The 21474-nt window shown below is 48.4% G+C and carries 21 protein-coding genes; 2 read left to right on the plus strand and 19 right to left on the minus strand.

Features of this window, described 5'->3' with window-relative positions; all coding sequences use genetic code 11:
* From ACYVFD_RS00535 to ACYVFD_RS00545, 3 genes are all read right to left on the minus strand, one after another.
* Positions 1-642 carry a hypothetical protein gene (locus ACYVFD_RS00535; RefSeq protein WP_461087451.1) on the minus strand — a complete coding sequence of 214 codons (642 nt, stop codon included), beginning with the start codon at positions 640-642 and terminating at the stop codon, positions 1-3.
* A 249-nt stretch (positions 643-891) separates the two neighbouring features.
* Positions 892-2052 carry a molecular chaperone DnaJ gene (dnaJ, locus tag ACYVFD_RS00540; RefSeq protein ID WP_461087453.1) on the minus strand — a complete coding sequence of 387 codons (1161 nt, stop codon included), beginning with the start codon at positions 2050-2052 and terminating at the stop codon, positions 892-894.
* A gap of 98 nt (positions 2053-2150) precedes the next feature.
* Positions 2151-2756, minus strand: a complete 606-nt coding sequence (locus tag ACYVFD_RS00545; protein ID WP_461087455.1) for a nucleotide exchange factor GrpE — start codon at positions 2754-2756, stop codon at positions 2151-2153.
* 224 nt (positions 2757-2980) lie between these two features.
* On the opposite strand from ACYVFD_RS00545, the gene queG reads away from it, so the two are divergent.
* Positions 2981-3916, plus strand: coding sequence for a tRNA epoxyqueuosine(34) reductase QueG (gene queG, locus ACYVFD_RS00550; RefSeq protein WP_461087456.1), 936 nt, complete (start codon positions 2981-2983; stop codon positions 3914-3916).
* An 88-nt stretch (positions 3917-4004) separates the two neighbouring features.
* Here queG and kynU read toward each other — a convergent pair whose 3' ends face one another.
* On the minus strand, positions 4005-5273 hold the full coding sequence (kynU, locus tag ACYVFD_RS00555; RefSeq protein WP_461087458.1) for a kynureninase: 1269 nt from the start codon (positions 5271-5273) through the stop codon (positions 4005-4007).
* 60 nt (positions 5274-5333) lie between these two features.
* Positions 5334-5483 (minus strand): hypothetical protein, encoded by a 150-nt coding sequence (locus ACYVFD_RS00560; protein ID WP_461087460.1) that lies wholly within the window; start codon positions 5481-5483, stop codon positions 5334-5336.
* On the opposite strand from ACYVFD_RS00560, the gene ACYVFD_RS00565 reads away from it, so the two are divergent.
* A complete protein-coding gene (locus ACYVFD_RS00565) occupies positions 5482-6702 on the plus strand; it encodes a sialidase family protein (RefSeq protein ID WP_461087462.1) in 1221 nt (406 codons plus the stop codon). The genes ACYVFD_RS00560 and ACYVFD_RS00565 overlap by 2 nt on opposite strands.
* Before the next feature lie 4 nt (positions 6703-6706).
* Here the strand turns inward: ACYVFD_RS00565 and ACYVFD_RS00570 are convergent, their stop codons facing one another.
* The 14 genes from ACYVFD_RS00570 to ACYVFD_RS00635 all read right to left on the minus strand — a co-directional run bounded on the left by ACYVFD_RS00570 (position 6707) and on the right by ACYVFD_RS00635 (position 21423).
* Positions 6707-7393 carry a carboxylesterase family protein gene (locus ACYVFD_RS00570; RefSeq protein ID WP_461087464.1) on the minus strand — a complete coding sequence of 229 codons (687 nt, stop codon included), beginning with the start codon at positions 7391-7393 and terminating at the stop codon, positions 6707-6709.
* A gap of 278 nt (positions 7394-7671) precedes the next feature.
* Positions 7672-8037: a heavy-metal-associated domain-containing protein gene (locus ACYVFD_RS00575; protein ID WP_461087466.1), complete on the minus strand. Its 366-nt coding sequence runs from the start codon at positions 8035-8037 to the stop codon at positions 7672-7674.
* A gap of 62 nt (positions 8038-8099) precedes the next feature.
* A complete protein-coding gene (locus ACYVFD_RS00580; protein ID WP_461087467.1) occupies positions 8100-9593 on the minus strand; it encodes a hypothetical protein in 1494 nt (497 codons plus the stop codon).
* A 154-nt stretch (positions 9594-9747) separates the two neighbouring features.
* Positions 9748-10788: an exo-alpha-sialidase gene (locus ACYVFD_RS00585; RefSeq protein WP_461087468.1), complete on the minus strand. Its 1041-nt coding sequence runs from the start codon at positions 10786-10788 to the stop codon at positions 9748-9750.
* Positions 10789-10888: 100 nt separating this feature from the next.
* The gene (locus ACYVFD_RS00590; RefSeq protein ID WP_461087470.1) at positions 10889-11239 is read right to left on the minus strand and encodes a four-helix bundle copper-binding protein; all 351 of its coding nucleotides are present in this window, start codon (positions 11237-11239) and stop codon (positions 10889-10891) included.
* 215 nt (positions 11240-11454) lie between these two features.
* A complete protein-coding gene (locus tag ACYVFD_RS00595; RefSeq protein WP_461087472.1) occupies positions 11455-12588 on the minus strand; it encodes a glycosyltransferase family 61 protein in 1134 nt (377 codons plus the stop codon).
* Positions 12589-12665: 77 nt separating this feature from the next.
* Entirely contained in the window at positions 12666-13232 is a 567-nt protein-coding gene (locus ACYVFD_RS00600; RefSeq protein ID WP_461087474.1) for a helix-turn-helix domain-containing protein, read from the minus strand.
* Between the two features lie 124 nt (positions 13233-13356).
* Complete coding sequence (locus tag ACYVFD_RS00605) at positions 13357-15702, minus strand: TonB-dependent receptor (protein ID WP_461087476.1); 2346 nt, start codon at positions 15700-15702, stop codon at positions 13357-13359.
* 78 nt (positions 15703-15780) lie between these two features.
* Positions 15781-16230 (minus strand): HYC_CC_PP family protein, encoded by a 450-nt coding sequence (locus tag ACYVFD_RS00610; protein ID WP_461087478.1) that lies wholly within the window; start codon positions 16228-16230, stop codon positions 15781-15783.
* Positions 16231-16340: 110 nt separating this feature from the next.
* The gene (locus ACYVFD_RS00615; RefSeq protein ID WP_461087480.1) at positions 16341-17177 is read right to left on the minus strand and encodes a hypothetical protein; all 837 of its coding nucleotides are present in this window, start codon (positions 17175-17177) and stop codon (positions 16341-16343) included.
* A 69-nt stretch (positions 17178-17246) separates the two neighbouring features.
* A complete protein-coding gene (locus tag ACYVFD_RS00620; RefSeq protein ID WP_461087482.1) occupies positions 17247-17768 on the minus strand; it encodes a DUF4494 domain-containing protein in 522 nt (173 codons plus the stop codon).
* Positions 17769-17914: 146 nt separating this feature from the next.
* Positions 17915-18796, minus strand: a complete 882-nt coding sequence (locus tag ACYVFD_RS00625; protein WP_461087484.1) for an SDR family oxidoreductase — start codon at positions 18794-18796, stop codon at positions 17915-17917.
* Positions 18797-18915: 119 nt separating this feature from the next.
* Entirely contained in the window at positions 18916-19755 is an 840-nt protein-coding gene (locus ACYVFD_RS00630) for a crotonase/enoyl-CoA hydratase family protein (RefSeq protein WP_461087486.1), read from the minus strand.
* Positions 19756-19914: 159 nt separating this feature from the next.
* Complete coding sequence (locus ACYVFD_RS00635; RefSeq protein WP_461087488.1) at positions 19915-21423, minus strand: DUF1501 domain-containing protein; 1509 nt, start codon at positions 21421-21423, stop codon at positions 19915-19917.
* Between the last annotated feature and the right edge of the window lie 51 nt (positions 21424-21474).

Genomic DNA, 21474 nt, shown 5'->3' on the forward strand with positions numbered 1-21474 from the left:
TTAGAAGAGATAACTAAGGCCCAAACCAGCTTGTGCGCTTTGAAAAACAGGAATTGCATTTGCTGGTATAATGCCACTATTACGTAAAAGCCGATCTCGTGTGAAGTTGGCCCAGCTTATCCGACCGCTAAGAGCCAATTGAGGAGTCAGGCGTTTCTCGTATTCTGCTACCAGATGATAGCCTAAATTCCATTCCTTTTGATCGCTCCAATCTGTTTGTAGATCGTACAAGCCCCGATTGCTTGACCAACTGTAACTGCTTCTGGTTACGAGCTTATCGGAACGATACCAATAGGAAAGGCCACCACCTACTCGTAACGCAGATCGACTAGCGGGTAATAGATCAAATAAAACGCTTAGATCTGTGGTGAGACGACGTGTTTGGTCACTATCAATGTACAGGTCCGAGGCTATAGTTTGCCGTCTGTTTTTTTGAAAGTGGCCAACCGAGAGCGCTATCAGAAATCGATCAGAAGCCAGGTGCCTGGCGTATCGGGCTTGGTAGTGTAATCCGACGGCATCAATGCCTCCTAATGTCATCAGATCCATACCCACTCGAAAGGAGTTTAGGACGGGTGTATTTTGGCTAAAAGCAGTTACTGCTAACAAGTGAACAAGACAGAAGAGTAAAGCTTTTTTCATGGTTACATGGTTAACGTTGTGTGACGAATCCATGACAAAATCATCCTTTTGCCTAAATATACTCAGAAGGTTCTCTTGCTGGAACTACTAGTTTACATATATTAATTTATCGGTTAATGCTCAAGGTTGATAACGGGATGACCTAGTCATAATCAGCTCATTGAAAGGAGGGTACTATAACAAAAAAGCCCCGAAAGGGGCTCATTTGTTACGGGCTTATTAGTGGTTAGCTAACTCTATAGGTTCGTATCAGCCATGAAAAAAGTCCTTCATCTTGTCGAAGAAGCCTTTTTCATTTTTGTTGGGCTTGGGCTGGAAGTTCGGCGAGTTGCGTAGCTTTTCCAGCACGGCCCGTTCTTCAGACGATAGTGTCTTGGGAGTCCAGACGTTTACATGAACCAGCTCATCACCCCGGCCATAGCCATTCAATTCTTTAATTCCTTTACCTTTCAGGCGCAGGATTTTACCACTTTGTGTACCCGGATCAAGAGTTATACGTGCTTTGCCATCGATAGTGGGGACTTCCACACTGGTACCAATGGCGGCATCGATGAAGCTGACGTACAGGTCAAACACAACGTTGTTGCCGTCGCGTTTCAGGTCTGCATCTTCTTCCTCTTCGATCACGATCAGCAGGTCGCCTGCTACACCACCCCGTGGCGGAACGTTACCTTTACCACCAACAGATAACTGAATCCCTTCGGCAACACCCGCCGGAATTTTGATTGGGATGACATCTTCCTGCAATACGCGTCCTTCGCCGAAACAAGCGTCGCAACGATCGGTTACGATTTTGCCTTCGCCATTACAGGTTGGACAGGTGCTGGTCGATACCATCTGACCCAGCATCGTATTGACCACTTTACGGGTTTGGCCCGTACCCTGACAGGTTGAGCAGGTCTGCACAGCCGTGCCGTTTTTAGACCCGTTGCCGCCACAGGTGTTACAGGTAACGTGGCGTTTTACTTTGATTTTCTTTTCTACGCCGTTGGCAACTTCCTGTAGGTTCAGCTTCAGCTTGATGCGAAGATCCGAACCGCGCCGAACGCGCTGACGACCTCCTCCGCCATTGGCTCCGCGGAAAAAGCTGCCAAAAGGAGAGTCATCGCCGAAAACGTCACCAAACTGGCTGAAAATATCTTCCATGGTTGGCCCACCAGCGCCGTAGCCACCAGCCGCCCCGCTCATACCGGCATGGCCGAACTGGTCATAGCGTGCCCGTTTCTGCGGATCATTCAGCACATCATATGCCTCGGCAGCTTCTTTAAATTTCTCTTCGGCGGTGGGATCATCGGGATTTTTATCGGGGTGGTATTTGATAGCCATTTTCCGATAAGCCTTCTTGAGGTCTTCCGATGAGACGTTCTTATCAACGCCCAGAATTTCGTAATAATCGCGCTTCGTTGCCATATCTTTGAATGATTGAATGACTGAATGATAGAATGATTGAATAGGTTCGAATGGAGCCTATTCAATCATTCTATCATTCAGTCATTCAATCATTGTTTTTAACTGCCTACAATAACTTTTGCGAACCGGATGACTTTATCATTCAGATAATATCCTTTTTCGATCTCGTCGATCACTTTGCCTTTGAGGTCTTCGCTCGGGGCCGGAAATTGCGTAACGGACTCGTGCAGGTCGGCATTGAACGACTCGCCTTTCGAAGTCATCGGCTTCAGTCCTTTACTTTCAAGAGTTTTGAATAATTTGTTGTAGATCAACGAGACACCTTCTTTTACGGCAGCTATATCGTCGGTTTTATCGATCGATTGCATAGCCCGTTCGAAATCATCGACAACGGGGATCAGCGCCTGTAATAAGCCTTCATTGGCGTTGCCGATCAGGTCAAGTTTTTCTTTGGCCGTACGACGACGGAAGTTCTCGAAATCAGCGTATAAACGCAGGTATTTGTCTTTGAGTTCGGCTAATTCGCTGCCAACTCGGTTGCGGTCCGACGTATCGGTTTCAGCAACAAAACCATCGGCTTGAGCCGTTTCTGCTGATTCTTCAGGTTCTCCACCGTTAACCGTTACAGCTTCTTCGTTTGTCAGGTTGTCAGGCTGTGGGGTATCCATAGACGCTTGTTCGTCCAAAATGTCTTTATTTTCCATTGATGAGCTTCTATTTCGCTTCCAGAAATTCATATGCAAAGATGGGCAAAAGACCGGCCAAAACCGTATTCTCTGCCAACTTGGCACAAATGCTGCATCGCAATTTTTTGGATTGTCAGTATTTTGACCGGGATTTTCAGGATTTGATTGATTGGTAGGATTTAATGCAACTGGAATATCGTTCTTAACCTGACGTCTTATTTTTCATTCATAGTACAGGCCTAATGCATTTTCCCGCTCGTGAGTATACACAACGCATCAAAAGGAAAGCTACAGAGATAGGCTTTGATTTTTGTGGCGTAGCCAAAGCGGATTTTCTGGAAGACGAAGCGCCCCGACTGGAGACCTGGCTTAAGAATGGCATGCACGGCCAGATGCATTACATGGCTAACCACTTCGATAAACGACTCGATCCCAGACTGTTGGTCGATGGAGCCAAATCGGTGATTACAGTGCTGCTCAACTATTATCCCGAACAGCGACTATCCGAAGGAACCGACGATTTGAAACTGTCGAAATATGCCTATGGGACCGATTATCATTTCGTGATAAAAGATAAGCTGAAAGACTTACTGACGTTTATCCACGACGAAATTGGCGAAGTAAATGGCCGCGCCTTTGTCGACTCGGCACCCGTAATGGATAAAGCCTGGGCAAAACGCGCAGGATTAGGCTGGGTTGGCAAACATACCAACCTGATCAATCGGGAGATCGGTTCGTTCTTTTTTATTGGCGAACTGATTCTCGACCTTGAACTGGAACCTGACGGGCCTATTACTGACTATTGCGGCACTTGCACCCGCTGCATCGACGCCTGCCCGACCGACGCGATAGTGGGGCCCTACGTAGTAGATGGGAGCAAATGCATTTCCTACTTTACAATTGAACTAAAAGAGGCCATCCCCGAAGAGGTACGTGGGAAGTTTGAAAACTGGATTTTCGGCTGCGACATCTGTCAGGATGTCTGCCCCTGGAATCGGTTTGCCCGACCGCATCAAACCCCTGCTTTTGACCCCCATCCCGGTTTAGCCTCATTTTCCAAAACGGATTGGGAGGAAATCACTGAAGAGATATTTCGCGAAATCTTCCGTCGATCGGCTGTCAAGCGAACGAAGCTGGAGGGATTGAAACGGAATATTACTTTTAACCAAAGTGAATAGAACACAGATCTTTATGATTGTTATGATTCATTAAGATCTGTGTAAATCATAAGAATCATAACAATCCGTCGGGGCCGCCCATGCGGTTCTATTGTTGAAAGAAGCGAGCCAATACATCTCCAACCCGCCAGACGTCTTCGAAGGTATTGTAAAGTGGAGTAGGAGCCAGCCGAATGCAATCGGGTTCGCGCCAGTCGCCGATGATACCCTGTTCGGTCAGGTAGGTGAATAGTTTTTTTCCCTGCTTGCGGACGAGTAACGAAAGCTGGCAGCCCCGCTGGTTTGGGTCGTCGGGAGTAAGGATCAGGATGTCGTCGAAGGGAGATAGAATGTGCTCCAGGTAACCGGTTAGCTGTTCACTTTTTTGGCGAAGGGCTGTCATTCCCGCTTCGGCTGCGATCGAGATAGCGGCCCGATGGAGCGCTAAGGCCAGAATATTGGGCGTACTCACCTGCCAGCCATCGGCACCAGGTGCTGGCAGAAATCCGGGTGTCATCTCAAAGCGTCGATCTTCCCGATAGCCCCACCAACCGGCCAGTCGGGGCAGGTTCTGTTCGTGGTGTTTTTGATGAATAAATACGCCTGATACGGCTCCTGGCCCTCCATTGAGGTATTTGTAAGAACACCAGGTGGCAAAATCAACGCCCCAGTCGTGCAGCCGAAGCGGTACGTTGCCGATGGCATGAGCCAGATCGAAACCGATTGGTATGCAATGAGCCTGAGCTGTTTCGGCCAGCACGGCCATGTTATAGACTTGCCCTGTGTAATAATTGAGTCCACTCATCCAGATCAGAGCCAGCGAATCGGCATGTTCGATAATAGCTTTCTGAATATCAGTTGTGTGAATTAAATTGTCGTCAGGGTGTGGAGCGATTTCAATGAGTACATCAGCAATTGAAAGCCCACGATGTTTTATGTGGGTTTCCAGCGCGTACTGGTCGGATGGGAAATCACCTTTGATGGTCAGAATTTTGACTTTCTTTCCGGTTGGCTTATAAAACGATGCCAGCAGCAGATGCAGGTTGATGGTCAGGGCATTCATAGGACAAACCTCTGAAGGTTCGGCACCAACGATTGCTGACAGCGCGTCTTTGCAGGTCCTGTGATAACCCAACCAGGGCTGTTCTCCACTTTCCGGTTCATCAAACCAGCCTTCAACGCCGAGATTTTGCCACGTATTTAATTCCTGCTCCAAAGCGGCTCTGGCTGCCTTGGGTTGTAGTCCCAACGAATTGCCGCACAGATAGGTCAATGGCTGGCCATTGCGTTCAGGTATATAAAAGCGCTCCCGAAAGTGACGTAGCGGATCATTCTGATCGAGTTGTTGGGCAAACGCAAGCGAGTTTTCGTATGTCATGGCCTCTTTGTTTCCGTGCGAAATTACTTAATCGTTAACTCACTTGTGTTGTTTAGACCGTCATCCGGTATTGCTCAGTAAATCGGGTTCGCGCTGCCTGGTATAGTAATTGGTCGAGGCTGGGTATTTCTCGAAAAAAAGTAGCTTTCTGACGAGTAGGGAGTAATTCTGCCAGCGCCGAATTGGCCAAACAACTCGCTTGTCAATCATGAAAGATCCAATAGTTCGCTTCCGTTTGTCCTATCTACAGTTGGTCGCTGTCTGGCTGTTAAGTACAGGAGTTGTATTGAGCGTCAGTGGGCAGACTTTTCCAGAGGTGCCCGGTGTGGTGATTGATCATTTGCCCAAATCGACCCGTAATTTTATCGGCTCACCGAGTCTGGTCATTTTGCCAGATGGGAAATACATTGCCTCACATGATATTTTCGGCAAAGGCCCAACTCCCCAGCATACCCACGTATTCGAGTCGATAGACCGGGGGAAAAGCTGGCAGAAAATTGCTGAATTGGATAGCTTGTGGTGGGCGAGTTTGTTGGTCAATAAAGGGGCGCTATATCTTTTCGGAACCACCAGAGAATATGGAAGGATGTCGATCCGGCGCTCAATGGATGGTGGGCGGAACTGGAGCCGTGTCGAAGAGGGAATCTTGAGTGTCGACGATGGGTATCACTGTGCGTCGGTGCCGTTTCAGGTCTTCAAAGGGCGGGTCTGGAAAGGGATGGAACGAAACGTACCCGTAACGAGCTGGGGGAATTTTCAGAGCTTTGTGGCGTCGGCTCCCGTAGATGCTGACTTACTAGATCCTAAAAGTTGGACCTTTACGTCACGACTGATCTATAATAAAACAGCCTGGGGACCCGGTAATGCCTGGCTGGAGGGCAACATAGTAATGAATCCGCAGGGTGAAATCTGGAACCTACTTCGGGTCAATAATCTGGAAGATGATCAGGCGGCTATGTATCATGTGAGCGATAATGGTCAAACGGCAGATTCCAGTTCAGTGAAGTTTATCAAACTACCGGGAGCCTGTAAAAAATTCAATATTCGGTTCGACCCGAAAACGAAGCGTTACTATACGTTTACGAACTACGCGCTGCCGAAACATCGAACGTATAAGCGCGAACGAGCTCGCAATGCACAGGTACTGCTTTCATCGCCCGATCTGGAAAACTGGACTATTCATGGAATTGTCCTGTATAACCCAGACATCGATAAGACAGGGTTTCAGTATCTGGATTGGCAATTTGATGGAAACGATATTGTCGTTGCGTCACGAACGGCCTTTGAAGATGGTATGGGCGGAGCTGATAATCAGCATAACTCAAACTTTCTGACGTTTCACCGTATCAAAAATTTCAGAACCTACCGTACTCCTGCCGAATGGAAACCGCTGCTGGAAGGCATTCCCGATTTTGTGGTGTTGAAGTAATCGTCTAGTTGTGTTGTTTTAACAGCCAGTCATAAATGGATTTGTCTTCATAAAGGTATTGTATACCATGCCCTTCGTTTTCCAATCGGGTAAATTTTATCCGCCCACTGCATTGCTCCAGCCGCTTGACTAATCGTTCGGTTTCGTTGATAGGAATGATGTTATCAGCGGTGCCGTGAAATGTCCAGATGGGCACCTTCTTAATCTGGCAAACTTGTGTGGAATCGTCGCAGCCACCGCAGAGAGGAACAACAGCGGCAAACCGGTCGGGGTAGGCTACGGCCGTTTGCCAGGCCCCATACCCGCCCATGCTGATGCCTGTTAGATAGACACGCTTAGGATCAATGCGGTATTTCGCTTTCAGTTCATCATACAGTGGCTCAAACCAGTTGTCGGTCGACCAGTATTTGCCATCTGGGCATTGTGGCGAAGCAATAATAAATGGGAAGTCCTGCCCTTTTTCAACCAGGTTCGGAAGACCATAACCTTTTAATTTACTCAGGTCCTGCCCACGATGCGAACTCCCATGCAGATAAATAACCAGCGGATACGTTGCCTGATCCGTTGCGTAGGTTTTGGGTACGTAAAGCAGATACTTGTATTGTTCTTTGGATTTCGATTGAGCAAAACTTTCTGGCTGAAAACAGAATACCCAAAGAAAAAGCCACAAGAGAAGAAAGCGTAGATTCATACATCGATCGTCAATGCACAAAGATGGTTGATTTGAACGCAGTGTAAAGCATCGGCTATGACTTATTATCGACCGCTATTTAGCCTAATCAGTTGATCCAGTTACGAAGTTAAGTTATACGCGAGTGTGTATGTTATCGTCCCCGAAGTGCAGCAGGCATTGGCCGCTACCCAACTGCGCAATGCGTTTCAATAAGTTGTTATAAACCCTCTTTATAGAAACGGCCCGGAATCGCATGGTTCCGGGCCGTTTCTATCTTAATACTGAATGTTGGAAGCTTACTGATGATCCATACCGCCACCTTTTTTGCAGCAACTGGGTAGTTTGTTGTAACCTGCTTCGTCGGCTGTCACTTCGTCGGCATCGTAACCGGTTTTGCTGATCACCGATTTTAGCTTAGCTACGTCCGTTTTAGCTGGGTTGTATTTGATCGTAACAACTTTCGATTTTACGTCCAGATCGGCTTCTTTGACGCCTTTCTCGAACGACAGGTTGCGTTCGATCCGGGCTTTGCACATGCCGCAAATGGCCGACGTTTTAATTTTTACTTCTTTGTCCTTGTCGTCGCGGGTGGGGGCGCTGGCAAAGGAATTACCTACGAACAGGAGCGAGGTGAGAACGGCTAGAAACAGGCTACGAAACATGATACTAGTTGGTTTATAGTGAATTAGAAACGAAAATTTAACGGCTTTGGTGCCACAGAGGCTTACATTCTTTGCATTTGACGGTGACGCATACCCTTCATACCCTGCATGGTCATCAGACTGGGCGATAGACGGAGGTAAATTTCGCCAGAAACAGGCATTTTACCATATAAATAGTGTATTCGCTTGTCTGCTACACTGCCTGTCACCTGAGCGCCCAGCACTAAATCGGTATTAAACTGCCGCGCCATTCGATAGTTTATACCTATGGTTACGTTGTTAATAGTCAGTGCTGTGTGGTTGGGTATCCCACTAAACCCAGGATCAATAATTGCTAGTTCTTCCGGTGTCTTTCCAACGTTTTCGTACCGCCCGTAAAAGGCAGTCCGATTTAGTTGTAAGCTGCTCTCAACCAGAAACGAATTGTCATGATCACCCTGATGGCTATTCTGCCCCCAAACAAACGCTGATGTTATATAGCGCTCAGGTCCTAGCCCCTTGCTGTGCAAAATGGATGCCGTAGTTCGGGTTACGTTTTCGTCAGGATGCAAATCTTCTGGGCTATGCAGGAAGCCCTGAGAGAACTGTAGTGCTAACGACGGTGATGGGTTAACAGACAATCGGTACGAGTAGCTATCAAATCGGGGTTTGTCGAAATTGTAGCGGTTTTCATCGGGTTCCCGACCCGTAAAGCTGGAGCCTTCGAGCTTAGCCCATTTGTAACGAACGCCAACCGTGGCGACGCCGAACAAAATATGCGTGGCATCCTGCCAGTGGTGGCCTAACGGGGCATCGGGCAGGTTAAAAGCCGAAATCCGGTGCATAAAAGCAGGAGGACCAAGGGCCGGTTCGCCGGGATAACCAACGTATCCGTACAGATCGACATCTCTGCTGAAGGCATGGCTATAGCTGACGGATAACTCAGATACCAGATCGTGAGGGTGTTGTTTATCAATCAAAGGCTGCCCTTTGTAGCTCTCACCGGTTTGGAACAGAAGCGGATAGCCGCCATTACCAACCGTCAACGGATCAAGCGAGATCATAGCCCGAATCTGAAATAATCCTCGCTGTCCAACTTTGCGCTGGGCCATACCCATAAACCAGTTCGGGGCACCAAATTGCTGAGCGGCTCCTCGTTTCTCGGTGTTATTAATGTTCTGATTGGTATAGCGCAGATAGATGGCATAGTGCAGCATATAACTCCAGCCATTGGGCTTTGGGTGGCTCATGTACGCGTACATGGGCGTATTGTCGGGATGCCAGGAGGTACCCGACCCGTTCCGGTTCATGGGCAAATTACGCGAGAGCGAATGAGTCATACCCATAGTTGTGTCCATCGTAAGCCCATAGTTCAGCATGGCTATATCGCCCATCATGCTGGCCTTTTCCATATCCTCATGCTGATGCATATCCATCCCATGCATCGAATGATCCATAGGTTTGGTCGTATCGGCTTTTGGTTTATTGGGCATAGGCATACCTTCATGATGCTGGTGCTGAGCAAAAACCTGCCTCGCCAGAAAACATATCAGAACCAGATAACTAAACTTATTCATAACGTTTTCTTAAAAAATCTCATTAGTTCTTTATAAGCTAAAACAGGCCATGCAATCGGTACGACCCCGATGGGGTCGAATGTTTGTAGAATGACATTATAACTATATACATACGACCCCATCGGGGTCGTACCGAATAATTGTCATCAAATCACTAAAGAACCCTGGCCCATACATTGCCGTCGTGTTCCCAAACACACAGGACGCGGTCGTTTTTTAGTTGCGCGAGCTTGGCATACGCTCCCAGGCCGATTGCTACAGGTTGTTTCTGCTGGGGAGTGATGGCCCAAAGCTGTTCAGCTTGTTGAAAAACAAAGTAATTACCGTTGGAGGTGCTGGCAATTTTTGCGTTTTTTCCCGTAGCAATTTCAGTTTCGGGTTGCCCTGGCCGGTCGATATACAACTTATCGGCTCGTCGCCAAACCGTCGATAAATGACCAGCTTGATCGACCGACAATCCACCCCCATCCATTGGGCAGGCTGCTAGTTTCCAGGTGCCTTCGCCTAACTTTTCAGCCTTGCCGAAGGTTTGGCCCCTATCTGTTGATTGCAGAAGATACATGTCGCGGAAGCCATTCAGGTGGTTGCGGAACATGATTGACACCGTCGGTCCATGACTGACCACCGACACCTGACAACATTCGCAGATCGTACCATCGGGCGATTGATAAAGAACTTTATTGGCCGACCAGGTTTTTCCGCCGTCGATGGACCGGGCTCCGGCCAGTTTATTGCGTTTGTCACCCCGCAGGTCGAGCCAGGCAGCCACATAACTATTATCGGAGTCGGCTGTCAGTCCCATAAATCCCTCTTTGGCTATTTCAGGAATATCGTTGACCTGTACTCGGCCTTGCCATTTGCCCGAAGCCCGGTCTAAGGTATAGGCCCAGATGTTTCCCGGTTTATCAATGGCCAGGATCACCACTGATTTGGCCGAAGCTGCAATTTGCGGTCCCCGCGAAGCGCCAAGCTGTAGGCCTGGTAAACTATCAACCCGAATGGCCGGGGTAAACTGATCGCCGGTTTGAGTCGTTGCATAATACAGGTTTTCACCACGGCCATACACCACATGAACAGTACCTGCCGGATCTGTAAAAGCTGATGGATGCTTGCCTACGCCAACTTTCTGTTCGGGAGCAGATTCTGGCGCCAGCCAGTTGAGGAATAGTAAGAATGTAAAAAGATAGGGTAGCATACAAATGGGGTTCTTTGAATTCTGTGGATTTTAGGATGACTAAAGTTTGAAGGAAAGCCAATAAAATCCACAGAATCTGAAGAATCCTGGAACTCTTGACTTAGGCATTGGCCGACATCGACCGGCATTCTTCGGCACATTTCCGGCAGGCTTCTGCACAGGCTTTGCAATGAGCAACGTGATTGGCATGTTTTTCACACTCTTCGGCACAGGCATCGCATACTTCAGCACAGAGTACCATGAAGTCCCGCGAGAATTCAGAACCACGAGCATCCAGCCGACCGCAAAGTGTACAAATATCGGCACAGTCCCGACACAGTTTGATGCAGGCTGTCATGTCGTGGCCGCGTCCATCTTTGTCGCCCATCTCCAGGCAGGCAGTAGCGCAGCGTTCGCAGGCTTCGGCGCAGGCAAAACAGGTATCTACGTGGGAGTGTTGCATCATTTCCATAGTCATGTTGAGTTATAAGCTGGTTGACCACCATTGGTCTGTCAAAATAACTACGGATAATCGATAGAGTTTTTACAAAATTCGGGGTTGGGTTTACAGAAATAGCTGATTTAGGCATATTCGTTACTTTACGGAGGGCCGTGCCACGGTTTTCTATGACGCTCTTACTAACCGTGGCACGGCCCTCCGTAAAACACCCGACAGAGATGGCCCATTTATACATATTCGTTACTCAACAATCGGCTCAGGCAGCGTTCTACTTCGTCAACCGACACCGATATGTTTTCTTCAAGCCCTGCGTGTTGGTTTCCCTCCGTATCGCCTTGATAATAAGCTGAATAGTCCATATGCATGACGGAGGCTAGATACTGAAAGTGCGGTGGGGCGTAGTTGGGCGAAAACAATTCAAAAAGATGCGTACCGGGTTCGCACCAGATGATATTGGTGAACGAAGCCCCATGCGGTCCCATAATAAAAGCCGCATTTTTATAGATGTCCACCTGTTCCGCTACGGTGCGGGGGGTATCCTCAATGATCGTAAACTGGTATCGCTCAAGCATTCGGATCAGATCCGGCTCATTAACAATTCGGCGTCTGCCTTTACGGCTGATATAGACCCGGTTATGCGCTTTCTGAACGGGCTTTAGCTGCGCTTCGACCTGCTTTTTCAGGGATAGGATATCGGCTACATTCGGGTAAAACCAGTGTCCATTATTGCCGGTAATAAACCGATCAGCCTCAACCGCATATCGACTACTGTCAATCAGTCGATCATTTGTAACACCAATCAGATTCAGAAACTCCCGCTCATACGATGTGTTGAATAAAGGATAGGATACGAGGGCTTCCGAAAAGACTTGGCCGGGTAATGCATCTTTGATCCGACACAGTTGGGCTGCTACCAGAATCACAAAATCATAATAACCACCGTAGGCAATGCCATCCACATAATGACTCCAGGGAATGATGACCGTTTTGGCGGAATACGATTTTCGATTACGCCAGCTCGTCAGGTTTTCCAGCAAGTGGTGGTTGCCAAAATTCGTACAGAGTAGATTAGGCTTTATGAATACACTTCCATACGGCAACAGCCTGATTTTCTTGCTGGGTTTGCTGTAATCCCATACATAAGCGGGTTGTGTAACCGCTTCAGATTGATGAAAAATTAGTTGTGAAGGATTAACGGCGTTGGGAACATCAGCTAGACGAATGCGATTGGACGAATGACTAGCTACCCGATACGGCTTTAAAAAAGCGTCGGTTTGCTCTTTGGTTAGCACCCGAATGCCTGTGAGTCGAAGTGTTAGTTCGAGTAGCTTGCCAAGTATTGATCTAAAGCGGTTGATCATAACGCTACTGTTCAAGAAGATGGGTTAATAGATTCATACTAGCCACTTATGGCAAAGCCTGACACTATTTATGACTTCTAAATTGAATCCAGGTTACGTCGTTCTACATGCGTGGCTTTCCGAAATTGCCCTGGCGTTTGCCCAACCACCTGTCTGAATTGGTTCGACAGATGCTGGACACTGCTATAGCCTAACCGCCAGGCAATTTCACTGAGTGTCAGTTCGTCGTAGCGCAGCCACTCTTTTACTTTCTCGATTTTGAGGGCAATGATGTATTTTTCGAGAGTATGTCCTTCACTTGCTGAAAACAGACTACTCAGATACGAATATTCATAACCCAGTTTGCGCTCCAGAAACGTCGAATAGTTTTCGGAAGCCAAACGCTCGTTTTTCAGGTGCTGGATTTCATTGATCAGCAAAATCTTGATGTGCTCGACCAACGATTGTTTTTTGTCATCGACCAGATCGAATCCGTTATGCTGCAACGCCTGGCGAACATCGCCCAGCGTGAGGGTAGGGGGCAGGTCGCCCACGTCGACCTCACCCAGTTCTACCCGGCCCACTGTCAGGCCAAGGGCTTCCAGTTCTTCGCGTACAACCCGTTTGCAACGGTCGCACACCATATTTCGGATAATCAGTGTCATGTTTCAGAACCGAATCGTCGGCCCGGCTGGATTTAGCTGATTTGAGGATTTTCAGGATTTTGTTTTCGCTTTAGAGAAACTTTTTTACAAAATCAGATTAATCCATAAATCAGCTAAATCCCGGTCAGGGTTGAGGTTTAAAACGGAAGCCAGCATACACCATACGACCGGTGATCGGTCCCCATACTTGTGAGCCTGCGTCGAAACGAGGGCCAAATGGGTCATTGGCAGCAACAATCGGATTGAGTTGCCGGAAGCCCGTCAGGTTTTCGCCACCCAGGTAGATTTCCCAGCCACTCCGGAAGGCGCGGCTGATCTGGGCATTGAGGTTATAGAAACTGGGCGCCATGTCGACCGGCATATTCTGATAGCTGGAATGAACATAACCCTCACGCAGATAGGGTATCCGTCGAGGACCGTTCCATTGAAGCGTCGCATCGAATTTCCATTTGTCGTAGGGCAACGCATAGCCCGCATTGAGCAGAACCCGGTCGCGGCTGATCATCATTTTAGGCAGCAGCCGCTCTTCGCCAAAGGGTCCACCCATGCTTTGTTCCACATCGAACAGCCGATAGGCCGCTTTTACCTCGAACCGTTTAGCGGGTTGAACATTTAACTCGGCCTGAAAACTATTGGCAAACGAACGAGCTTTGCTACCCGTTTCGGCGAGGTTATAAAAATAGAGTTCGCTGGGGTGCTCAATGTCGACAATAAGCTGGTTCTGGAAGTTAGTCCGGTGATAATCCAACACCAGCGACGCTTTCTTGCCGAACACCTGAAAATCGTTCGTCAGGCTAAGTCCATAATTCCAGGACGATTCAAACTGCAACGGCTGGTTCAGATAAACAGCCCGCGAGCTGACCAGATACCCGAAATTTTCGGCGAATGGATTAGCGGCCCGAAATCCCCGACCCGCCGACGCCCGAAGGGTGATGTTCTGGCTGGGACTGTATTTCAGGTGGGCGCGTGGGGTAAACTGCGTGCCGAATAGATTATGAAAATCCAGACGACCACCCAATACCAGCGTTAGTTTTTCGGGATAGGTATACGTATATTCTACAAAGGCACCCGGTACCGATTCCGTCCGGGCTGTCCGAATGGTTTTGTACTGCTCACTGTAATCATCTAGCAGATAGCTTAGTCCAGCCTTGAAGTTATTATTGGTAGTACCGATTATGCTCTGGTAAATCAGATTGGCATAAAACGTCTGCTGACGACCCGAATAGGGGGCAAATCCAAACTGAGCCGACTGTTCGTGATGAACGCCATTTAGAATCAGGCCGAGTCCTTTGTAGGGTTTATCGAGGTACAACTTTGCCGTTTTTGAGAAGAATTCCAGCCGTTTGGTCGTATTCAGAAAGCTATAACGAGACGCTCCAAATGAGGATAGCTGTCCCCCGTCGCGGTCTTCGTAAAGCGCCTTTACGCCAAACTGGGCCATGTACTTGTCGCCGTTGTATTTATAGCGGTTGATGACATTGACCTGTGTGTACAGCGGCAAATCACGAAAGCCATCCTTGTTTTGATCGATTTCCGTACGGAGAACACTGACATGCCCCAGTACACCCATGCTCCATTTGGGTTCAGTAACACTTCGATCTTTTTGACCTGGCCATAGGTGATTGGTGCTATTCGCTCTGCCGACTAATGGTTTCGACCAGTTAATGTTTCCTTCCACACGACCAAAGCTGTTCACGTAGCCGTTCAGGAATAATTTCTGTTTATCGTCGGGTTTCTGAAGCTCAACATTCATCTGCCCGCTCATCGACTCATAGCCATTGACGACCGAACCGGCGCCCTTACCCACGTCGATACTCGTAATCCAGGTGCCAGGAATGTAGTTCAGCCCAAAGGTTGTCGCCAGTCCGCGAATGTTCGGGATGTTCTCCACATTGGTTTGTACATACTGACCACCCAGACCCAGAAACTGGATTTGTTTAGACCCGGTCACGGCGTCGCTGTACGATACGCTCACCGAAGCATTGGTTTCGAAGCTTTCCGACAGGTTGCAGCAGGCAGCTTTAGCCAGAGTTCGTTGATTAATAAACTCGGTTTGAATGGGGTTAATTCGGTCAATCTGCCCTGGTGCGCCCGACACGGTAACCTCCTGTAGTGTACGTTCGCTACGGAGGGTCACGTCCAAGTGCGTGGCTGGATTAGTGATCAGGAGTGTATCGGGGCGATAGCCGACATAACTAACCACCAGCCGATTCGATGCCTGATGGGCTGGGATTTGAAAATGCCCCTCCGTATCGGTAGCGGTGCCCGATGTAGTGCCTGCCCATAGAATAGTGGCCCCCACTAGCGGGACTATGTTGCCATTGCTGAGTTCGCTGACGCGGCCCCTTATGAGCGCTGTTTTTGTTGAATCGTTGGTTGGAGGTTGGGATGGAACTGTCTGGGCCTGCGTCTGAAAACGAAGAGCTAACCCGTTAATGACCAGCACTATCCCTAAAAATAAGGCTTTCATGCGTTTGTTGATTTATTGAAAACAAGATAGCAGGCCTGTGCCAGAAGGACACGAGCCGATATTCATGTATCAATAAGCTCAAATAAGCAAACAACGGACCAGCGTCAAAATGTCGCGTCCGGAAAGCGAAGGAGGGGAGGAGAAAACTGATACCGACGACGAATGGTCAGTGAAGGCCCAGTTGAAAAGCCAGGCCAGTACCGTCACCACGCCATGGATAACTGTTTCGGTAACGACCTTGACGAATTTGGCAACTAGCTGGCTTAGCGACGACGAGGTATCTACGTTTTCGTAATGCTGATCGTCCTGGCAGCAATCCATTTTTTTTATGGTCGGCCCACTGGTCGATACAAGCTGTTGGTCGGATTGGCAACCCGGCTTGGTTTTTACCTCACTAAAGGCAACCACCATCGTCTTTTTCTTGCCGCGCATCTGGCACGAATGTTCAACCAGCCCAAACCCCGTACTGCTCAGCAGTACGATGCAGGCCATTAGTATGTTGAACCATTTGAACAGAGTGCGTTTCATCGTGGCACAAATATCAACAATAGTAGGTATTCAAGGCAAGTCCTTGTGTGTTAACGGACGAAATTCTGTAAACCTTAGTCTATATTCTATAAATCGGTACAGGAAATGCCCTATTGATCCGACCCGTAGATTAAAAAACTTTCAGTTAAACTGAGCCGAACTTCACCGCCCAGGCTGGTGTATAGGTAGATCGACAAATTCTTGTCCGTCTGATCAACATAACTTTTCAGATCCCGGATTATGTCCTTAAAATTCCTGTTCATCGAATAGACCAGCGATATCATGTGATTGTCTACAGGCCAGTCTTTAGTCCCAAGATGAGGAGACTCACGTATATTTAAATGTCGGTAGGGGTAATCCGGTAGGGTAGTGGGTGCGACGCCCAGGGTGGATAAATACGCGATCAGATCCTTAGCTGACTGCGTTTTATCGGAACCTGTATAGACAATCGAGCCAAAAAGTAGTTGACGAGGTATTGGAAAAACCTCTTCTATTGAACTCGTAAATTGTTTGTTAACTCCCAGGTCCAATGCCGCCTTCTCTGGTGTAACTATTAATCGACCACTTTCTGTAAATGAGGGGGTAATGAGGTTGATTGTGTACGTGCCGGGAAGAAGGTCTTTTTCGGAAATGTAAAATCCTCCTTTGGAAATACACCCTGGTTTGTCTCCCGGAAACGGCTGGCATTGCCCCTGACTTACTGTACTCACCAGCCTGACCGTTATGACATTTCCTGTAATGGTTTTTTGAAAAACCAGATTATATTGTTCTGGAAGCGCTTTCTGGCTGGAAAACTCAAATCGGAATCGGCGACCCTCTTCCCCAAAGATTTCATGGTCCCAGTATAGGTTCAGGCCGTCGTTGGTAACAGCCGTAATGGTGGTGTCTTCCTTGCAACCCAAAACAATTCCGGTAAATAAGGCCAATAGCAGTAGCGTTCGTTTCATGGGAGTAATACGACGTTCTTGGCTACTAAGACCCTACTTACCGGAATTAGGTTGTAATCGGCTTATACGTTAAGCAACTGTTTCAGGCTCAGGAGTTATAAAGTCGCTCAACGGCCGTAGATTACGTTTTTCCTCTTCGTTGTAGGGGAAAATTTCCAGAATCTTGGTGATGTTGACGTCCGTGATTTCGAAGGGGTCGAGCGCGGTTTTTAGGCTTTGTTCAACCCGTTCATACGCCTGTTTGGGCGTATCAGCATTGACGAGCATCACGCTGGGCGTTTTCTTCTGTTTGCCCGTTTTTTCATCGTCGGTAATGAACATCGCTTTCACCTTATACCAGGTTTCGCTACCATCGTCATGGTGAAACACATCGGCCAGTTTCATGCGCGAAATATTCGTAATCTCAAAATCGGGCGTGTTAGCGGCAATTTCCTGATAAAGCCGGGTTTCGGCATCCGTGTAGCTCACGGCATCGACCAGATAGGCTTCAGTGACCGTCTTTTGCTTGATAAATTCTTCGTTTCGGGTGCCGACGTTCGAGTCGTCGATTGGCTGCTGATAGCGGATTTTTCCGAGAAACCAGTTAGGCATTTTTTAATGTTTTGATCTGTAAAGATAACAAGTTTGAATGGGCAAAAGTGCCGAAATGTAATGTAAAATGGACAATGTAAAATGAATAATTGAGGCTGAGATTAATTCACATTATTCATTTTACATTGTCCATTTTACATTAAAAATCATTCTTTCTTGCTGGCTCGATTCGCTTGTTTGATGGTTTGCTCGATCATATCCCATTGGTCGGACGATACATTTTCGAGGTGATTGAACTCACCGGCTGCCAGTACTTCGCCCCCGTCGATGGTGATGCATTCGCCGGTTATGAAACCTGAAAAATCGGAGAGCAGATAGGCTGCCAGGTTCGCCAGTTCACCATGCTCACCTACGCGTTTGAGGGGAATTCGGCTGACGGGGTCCATCAGTTTCATCAACGGTTCGGGGAACAATCGATCCCAGGCACCTTTGGTCGGGAATGGGCCGGGGGCAATGGCGTTCAGGCGAATACCGTATTTGCCCCATTCGGCAGCCAGCGATTTGGTCATAATGAGGGCACCCCCTTTAGCCACCGCCGACGGGACGACATAGCCTGAGCCAGTCGTTGCATAGGTGGTCGAGATGTTCAGAACCGTTCCTGGAATCTTGTTCTCGATCCAGTATTTGCCCACCGCCAGGGTGAAATAGTACGTTCCGCGCAGAACGATATCGACAATAGTATCGAAGGCTTTATACGATAGCCGTTCAGTCGGACTGATGAAATTCCCAGCCGAATTATTCAGCAAGCCATCGATTTTGCCAAACTTTTCGATAGTCTGGGCAATGACAGCTTCCACGTCGGCGGTGTTGCGAACGTCGCAGGGAACAGCCAGCACCTGTCCGCCCGTCTCATCCATTAGTTCTTTAGCTGTTTCATCGATAACCGACTGCCGACGGCTACAAATAGTAACATTTGCCCCAAGCTGAAGCAGATATCGGCTAATGGATTTGCCAAGACCCGTACCACCGCCAGTGACAATAATCGTTTTTCCTTTTAGCGCATCATCGCGCAGCATGCCTGTAGTCATAATGAGTGAATGATAGAATGACTGAATGATAGAATGAGTGAATAGCAAGGGCGCCGGAGCGGTGAATAACTGACGCGAATAATTCTATCATTCAGTCATTCTATCATTCACTCATTAAATTAATAACCTCTGTCTATTTTCTTATTAAACTCAGCTTGGCGTTTCTCCAGGGTGGATTGCATAGCCTCAGAGAAATCAGTGGACTGGAGTTGGCTGGAATTCCAGACAGCCACATACTGTAAACCGTCTTCGATGGATTTGTTAAGGCTGTAATTCAGAACCTGTTTGGCTCCCTGAACGGCTGTAGCTGGATTATTGGCAATCTGATGGGCCAGTTTGTCGGCTGCTTCAAAAAGCAGCTCGGGTGTATCGTAGACATGATTGACCAGACCAACTCGTTCGGCAAAGGCGGCATCGTAGTCGGCTCCCGTAAACGCCATTTCGCGGGTGAACCCCTGGCCGATGAGCTGGGGTAGAAACTGTAAGCCACCAATGTCGGGCGTTATGGCCAGCTTGACTTCGCGTAGACTGAATCTGGCATCGCGTGAACACAACCGGATGTCGGCTGCTGCGATCATGTTGACCCCTCCACCGATACACCAGCCATGAACGGCTGCAATAACGGGCTTTGGCGACTCATGCATTTTCTGAAAACCGGACTGCATTTGGCGGATCTGCGCCATCAGGTCGGCTCGCTGGTGAGCCAATACCGTGCCGGTGGTCATTTTGCCGATGCGTGGAAGCATCTGCGGTAAGTTGAGTCCATAACTGAAATGGTCACCACTGCCGCGAAACACGATACACCGAATATCTGGCATTCGATTAAGGGCATCCATTGCCCTGGGGAGTTCGTCCCAAAACTCGGGTCCCATCGCATTGCCTTTGCCAGGGCCGAGTAAGGAAACGGTCATCACCCCGCCGTTTGGTACGAGGGCTAGCGACTGATACGTTTGTTCCATAGGATTTAGGCCAATGATACTACTGCTTCTGTTACGGTAGTAAACAACAAAAGAAACAAGTGTATCAAAATCTAATTAGTATGCTTGCATACGATTGGCATAAAGGTAACAGAATTACCCAATGAAACGCAACGGGGTGTTTGGTTTAGCGCCAAATTCCTAGCCTGTAACCTGAACGGAGTAAGGACCTGTATAGACTAATTTGCCATCCAGACGAATATTTTTGACGGAGATATTCTGGTTGATCGTGACGGTATGCCCGGCATTTACTTTAACATACTCATTGACAAACGGAACCCGCCCAACCGTCCATGTATTTTTATCCTGCCAGTTGCCCGAAGCCACCGTTTCGACGGTATCCGAGAATAGCGATATAGTAGGGAACGGATGGAAAAGTAAGGAGTTTGTCGTTGCGGAAGCTGTGCCAAACCAATCGTTGAGGATGTCGGTATAGACCCGCCGAAAGTCGATCTGCATATTAACATCTTTATTTCCGGACTGCCCGGTCAGGTTGGCCAGATCAGGATTCTGACCAAAAGTGCGGTGTTTTAGGCTGCTGCCGAAAACGAACATTGGAGCTGCGACGCCATGATCAGTACCTCTCGAATTGTTGGAATTTGCCCGTCGGCCAAACTCGGAGAATGTCATGCCAACTACTTTGTCCTCAGTGCCCTGCAATTTTAAGTCCTGCTGAAAAGCACTGATGGCAGTCGACACTTTGCCCAATAAGTCGGCATGCGTACCGATCAGCACATTGGTCGGGTCTACCTGCGTTGAATGGGTATCGAACCCACTGAGCGAGACAAAATAGATTTTGGTTTTCAGGCCACCGTGGATTAAGCGGGCTACAATTTTCAACTGGTCGGACAACGAATTTTTGGCCGACGCATCCGGGTAAGTCGCCATATTCTGTCCGGCATCGGCTGCCCGCTTGATTTCGGTGGCGTAACCTACTGATAAGACCTGCTGCTGCCGGATAAAGGCAATCAAGTCACCAGCATCGCAGCACGGTAGATCGCCCGGTGATGGCGTCCCCCCCGAACCAACCAACTGGTAAAAACTATTCGGATCACTCAGCGCAATGCCCATCGATTGCTGACTTCCCAACAGTGCCGTAGAGGTTAAATACCCGATCTGAATGGCTAGTGGGTCTTCCATTTCCGAATTTGGGTAACCGACCGGATAGCCCGGAAATCGATTTTCGAGATAACGACCTGCCCAGCCTGAATCCGACGTTACACTGGAATCGACAGCTGTCATCCAGATGTCGGTTGCGCGGTAATGCGACTGGTCGGGGTTGGGGTACGAAACCGAGTGGACGATTGACAGCTTTCCGTTATTGTACAGATCGCGCATGCCCGTCATGGATGGGTGCAGGCCCGTAGCCGGATTGCCATCCAGCGCCAGTACCGCGTTTTCGGGAATGGCGATATTGCTTCGCAAACCGGTATACAGCGAATATTGATCCCTTGGAATCACAGTGTTCAGCCCATCGTTGCCACCATTGAGGTACACGATCACCAGCACCCGGTCGGTAGCCAGGGCGGCAGTATGCAATAAGGATTGAACCAGCGCTGACTGGCGTGTCATAGCCTTCAGCCCAAATCCATCCAGCATCACAGGCAGCAAACTCGCCGATGCGGCTGCTAAAAAGTTTCTACGTTTCATTGATCAATGAGTGAATGAGTGAATGATTGAATGATTGAATGGAGTATGCGT

It is taken from the genome of Spirosoma gilvum (assembly GCF_054776815.1).

Bases quoted from the DNA above. Each gene is read 5' to 3' on its own strand.
- ACYVFD_RS00535 (WP_461087451.1), bottom strand. From the start codon at position 642: ATGAAAAAAGCTTTACTCTTCTGTCTTGTTCACTTGTTAGCAGTAACT.
- dnaJ (WP_461087453.1), bottom strand. From the start codon at position 2,052: ATGGCAACGAAGCGCGATTATTACGAAATTCTGGGCGTTGATAAGAAC.
- ACYVFD_RS00545 (WP_461087455.1), bottom strand. From the start codon at position 2,756: ATGGAAAATAAAGACATTTTGGACGAACAAGCGTCTATGGATACCCCA.
- queG (WP_461087456.1), top strand. From the start codon at position 2,981: ATGCATTTTCCCGCTCGTGAGTATACACAACGCATCAAAAGGAAAGCT.
- kynU (WP_461087458.1), bottom strand. From the start codon at position 5,273: ATGACATACGAAAACTCGCTTGCGTTTGCCCAACAACTCGATCAGAAT.
- ACYVFD_RS00565 (WP_461087462.1), top strand. From the start codon at position 5,482: ATGAAAGATCCAATAGTTCGCTTCCGTTTGTCCTATCTACAGTTGGTC.
- ACYVFD_RS00560 (WP_461087460.1), bottom strand. From the start codon at position 5,483: ATGATTGACAAGCGAGTTGTTTGGCCAATTCGGCGCTGGCAGAATTAC.
- ACYVFD_RS00570 (WP_461087464.1), bottom strand. From the start codon at position 7,393: ATGAATCTACGCTTTCTTCTCTTGTGGCTTTTTCTTTGGGTATTCTGT.
- ACYVFD_RS00575 (WP_461087466.1), bottom strand. From the start codon at position 8,037: ATGTTTCGTAGCCTGTTTCTAGCCGTTCTCACCTCGCTCCTGTTCGTA.
- ACYVFD_RS00580 (WP_461087467.1), bottom strand. From the start codon at position 9,593: ATGAATAAGTTTAGTTATCTGGTTCTGATATGTTTTCTGGCGAGGCAG.
- ACYVFD_RS00585 (WP_461087468.1), bottom strand. From the start codon at position 10,788: ATGCTACCCTATCTTTTTACATTCTTACTATTCCTCAACTGGCTGGCG.
- ACYVFD_RS00590 (WP_461087470.1), bottom strand. From the start codon at position 11,239: ATGGAAATGATGCAACACTCCCACGTAGATACCTGTTTTGCCTGCGCC.
- ACYVFD_RS00595 (WP_461087472.1), bottom strand. From the start codon at position 12,588: ATGATCAACCGCTTTAGATCAATACTTGGCAAGCTACTCGAACTAACA.
- ACYVFD_RS00600 (WP_461087474.1), bottom strand. From the start codon at position 13,232: ATGACACTGATTATCCGAAATATGGTGTGCGACCGTTGCAAACGGGTT.
- ACYVFD_RS00605 (WP_461087476.1), bottom strand. From the start codon at position 15,702: ATGAAAGCCTTATTTTTAGGGATAGTGCTGGTCATTAACGGGTTAGCT.
- ACYVFD_RS00610 (WP_461087478.1), bottom strand. From the start codon at position 16,230: ATGAAACGCACTCTGTTCAAATGGTTCAACATACTAATGGCCTGCATC.
- ACYVFD_RS00615 (WP_461087480.1), bottom strand. From the start codon at position 17,177: ATGAAACGAACGCTACTGCTATTGGCCTTATTTACCGGAATTGTTTTG.
- ACYVFD_RS00620 (WP_461087482.1), bottom strand. From the start codon at position 17,768: ATGCCTAACTGGTTTCTCGGAAAAATCCGCTATCAGCAGCCAATCGAC.
- ACYVFD_RS00625 (WP_461087484.1), bottom strand. From the start codon at position 18,796: ATGACTACAGGCATGCTGCGCGATGATGCGCTAAAAGGAAAAACGATT.
- ACYVFD_RS00630 (WP_461087486.1), bottom strand. From the start codon at position 19,755: ATGGAACAAACGTATCAGTCGCTAGCCCTCGTACCAAACGGCGGGGTG.
- ACYVFD_RS00635 (WP_461087488.1), bottom strand. From the start codon at position 21,423: ATGAAACGTAGAAACTTTTTAGCAGCCGCATCGGCGAGTTTGCTGCCT.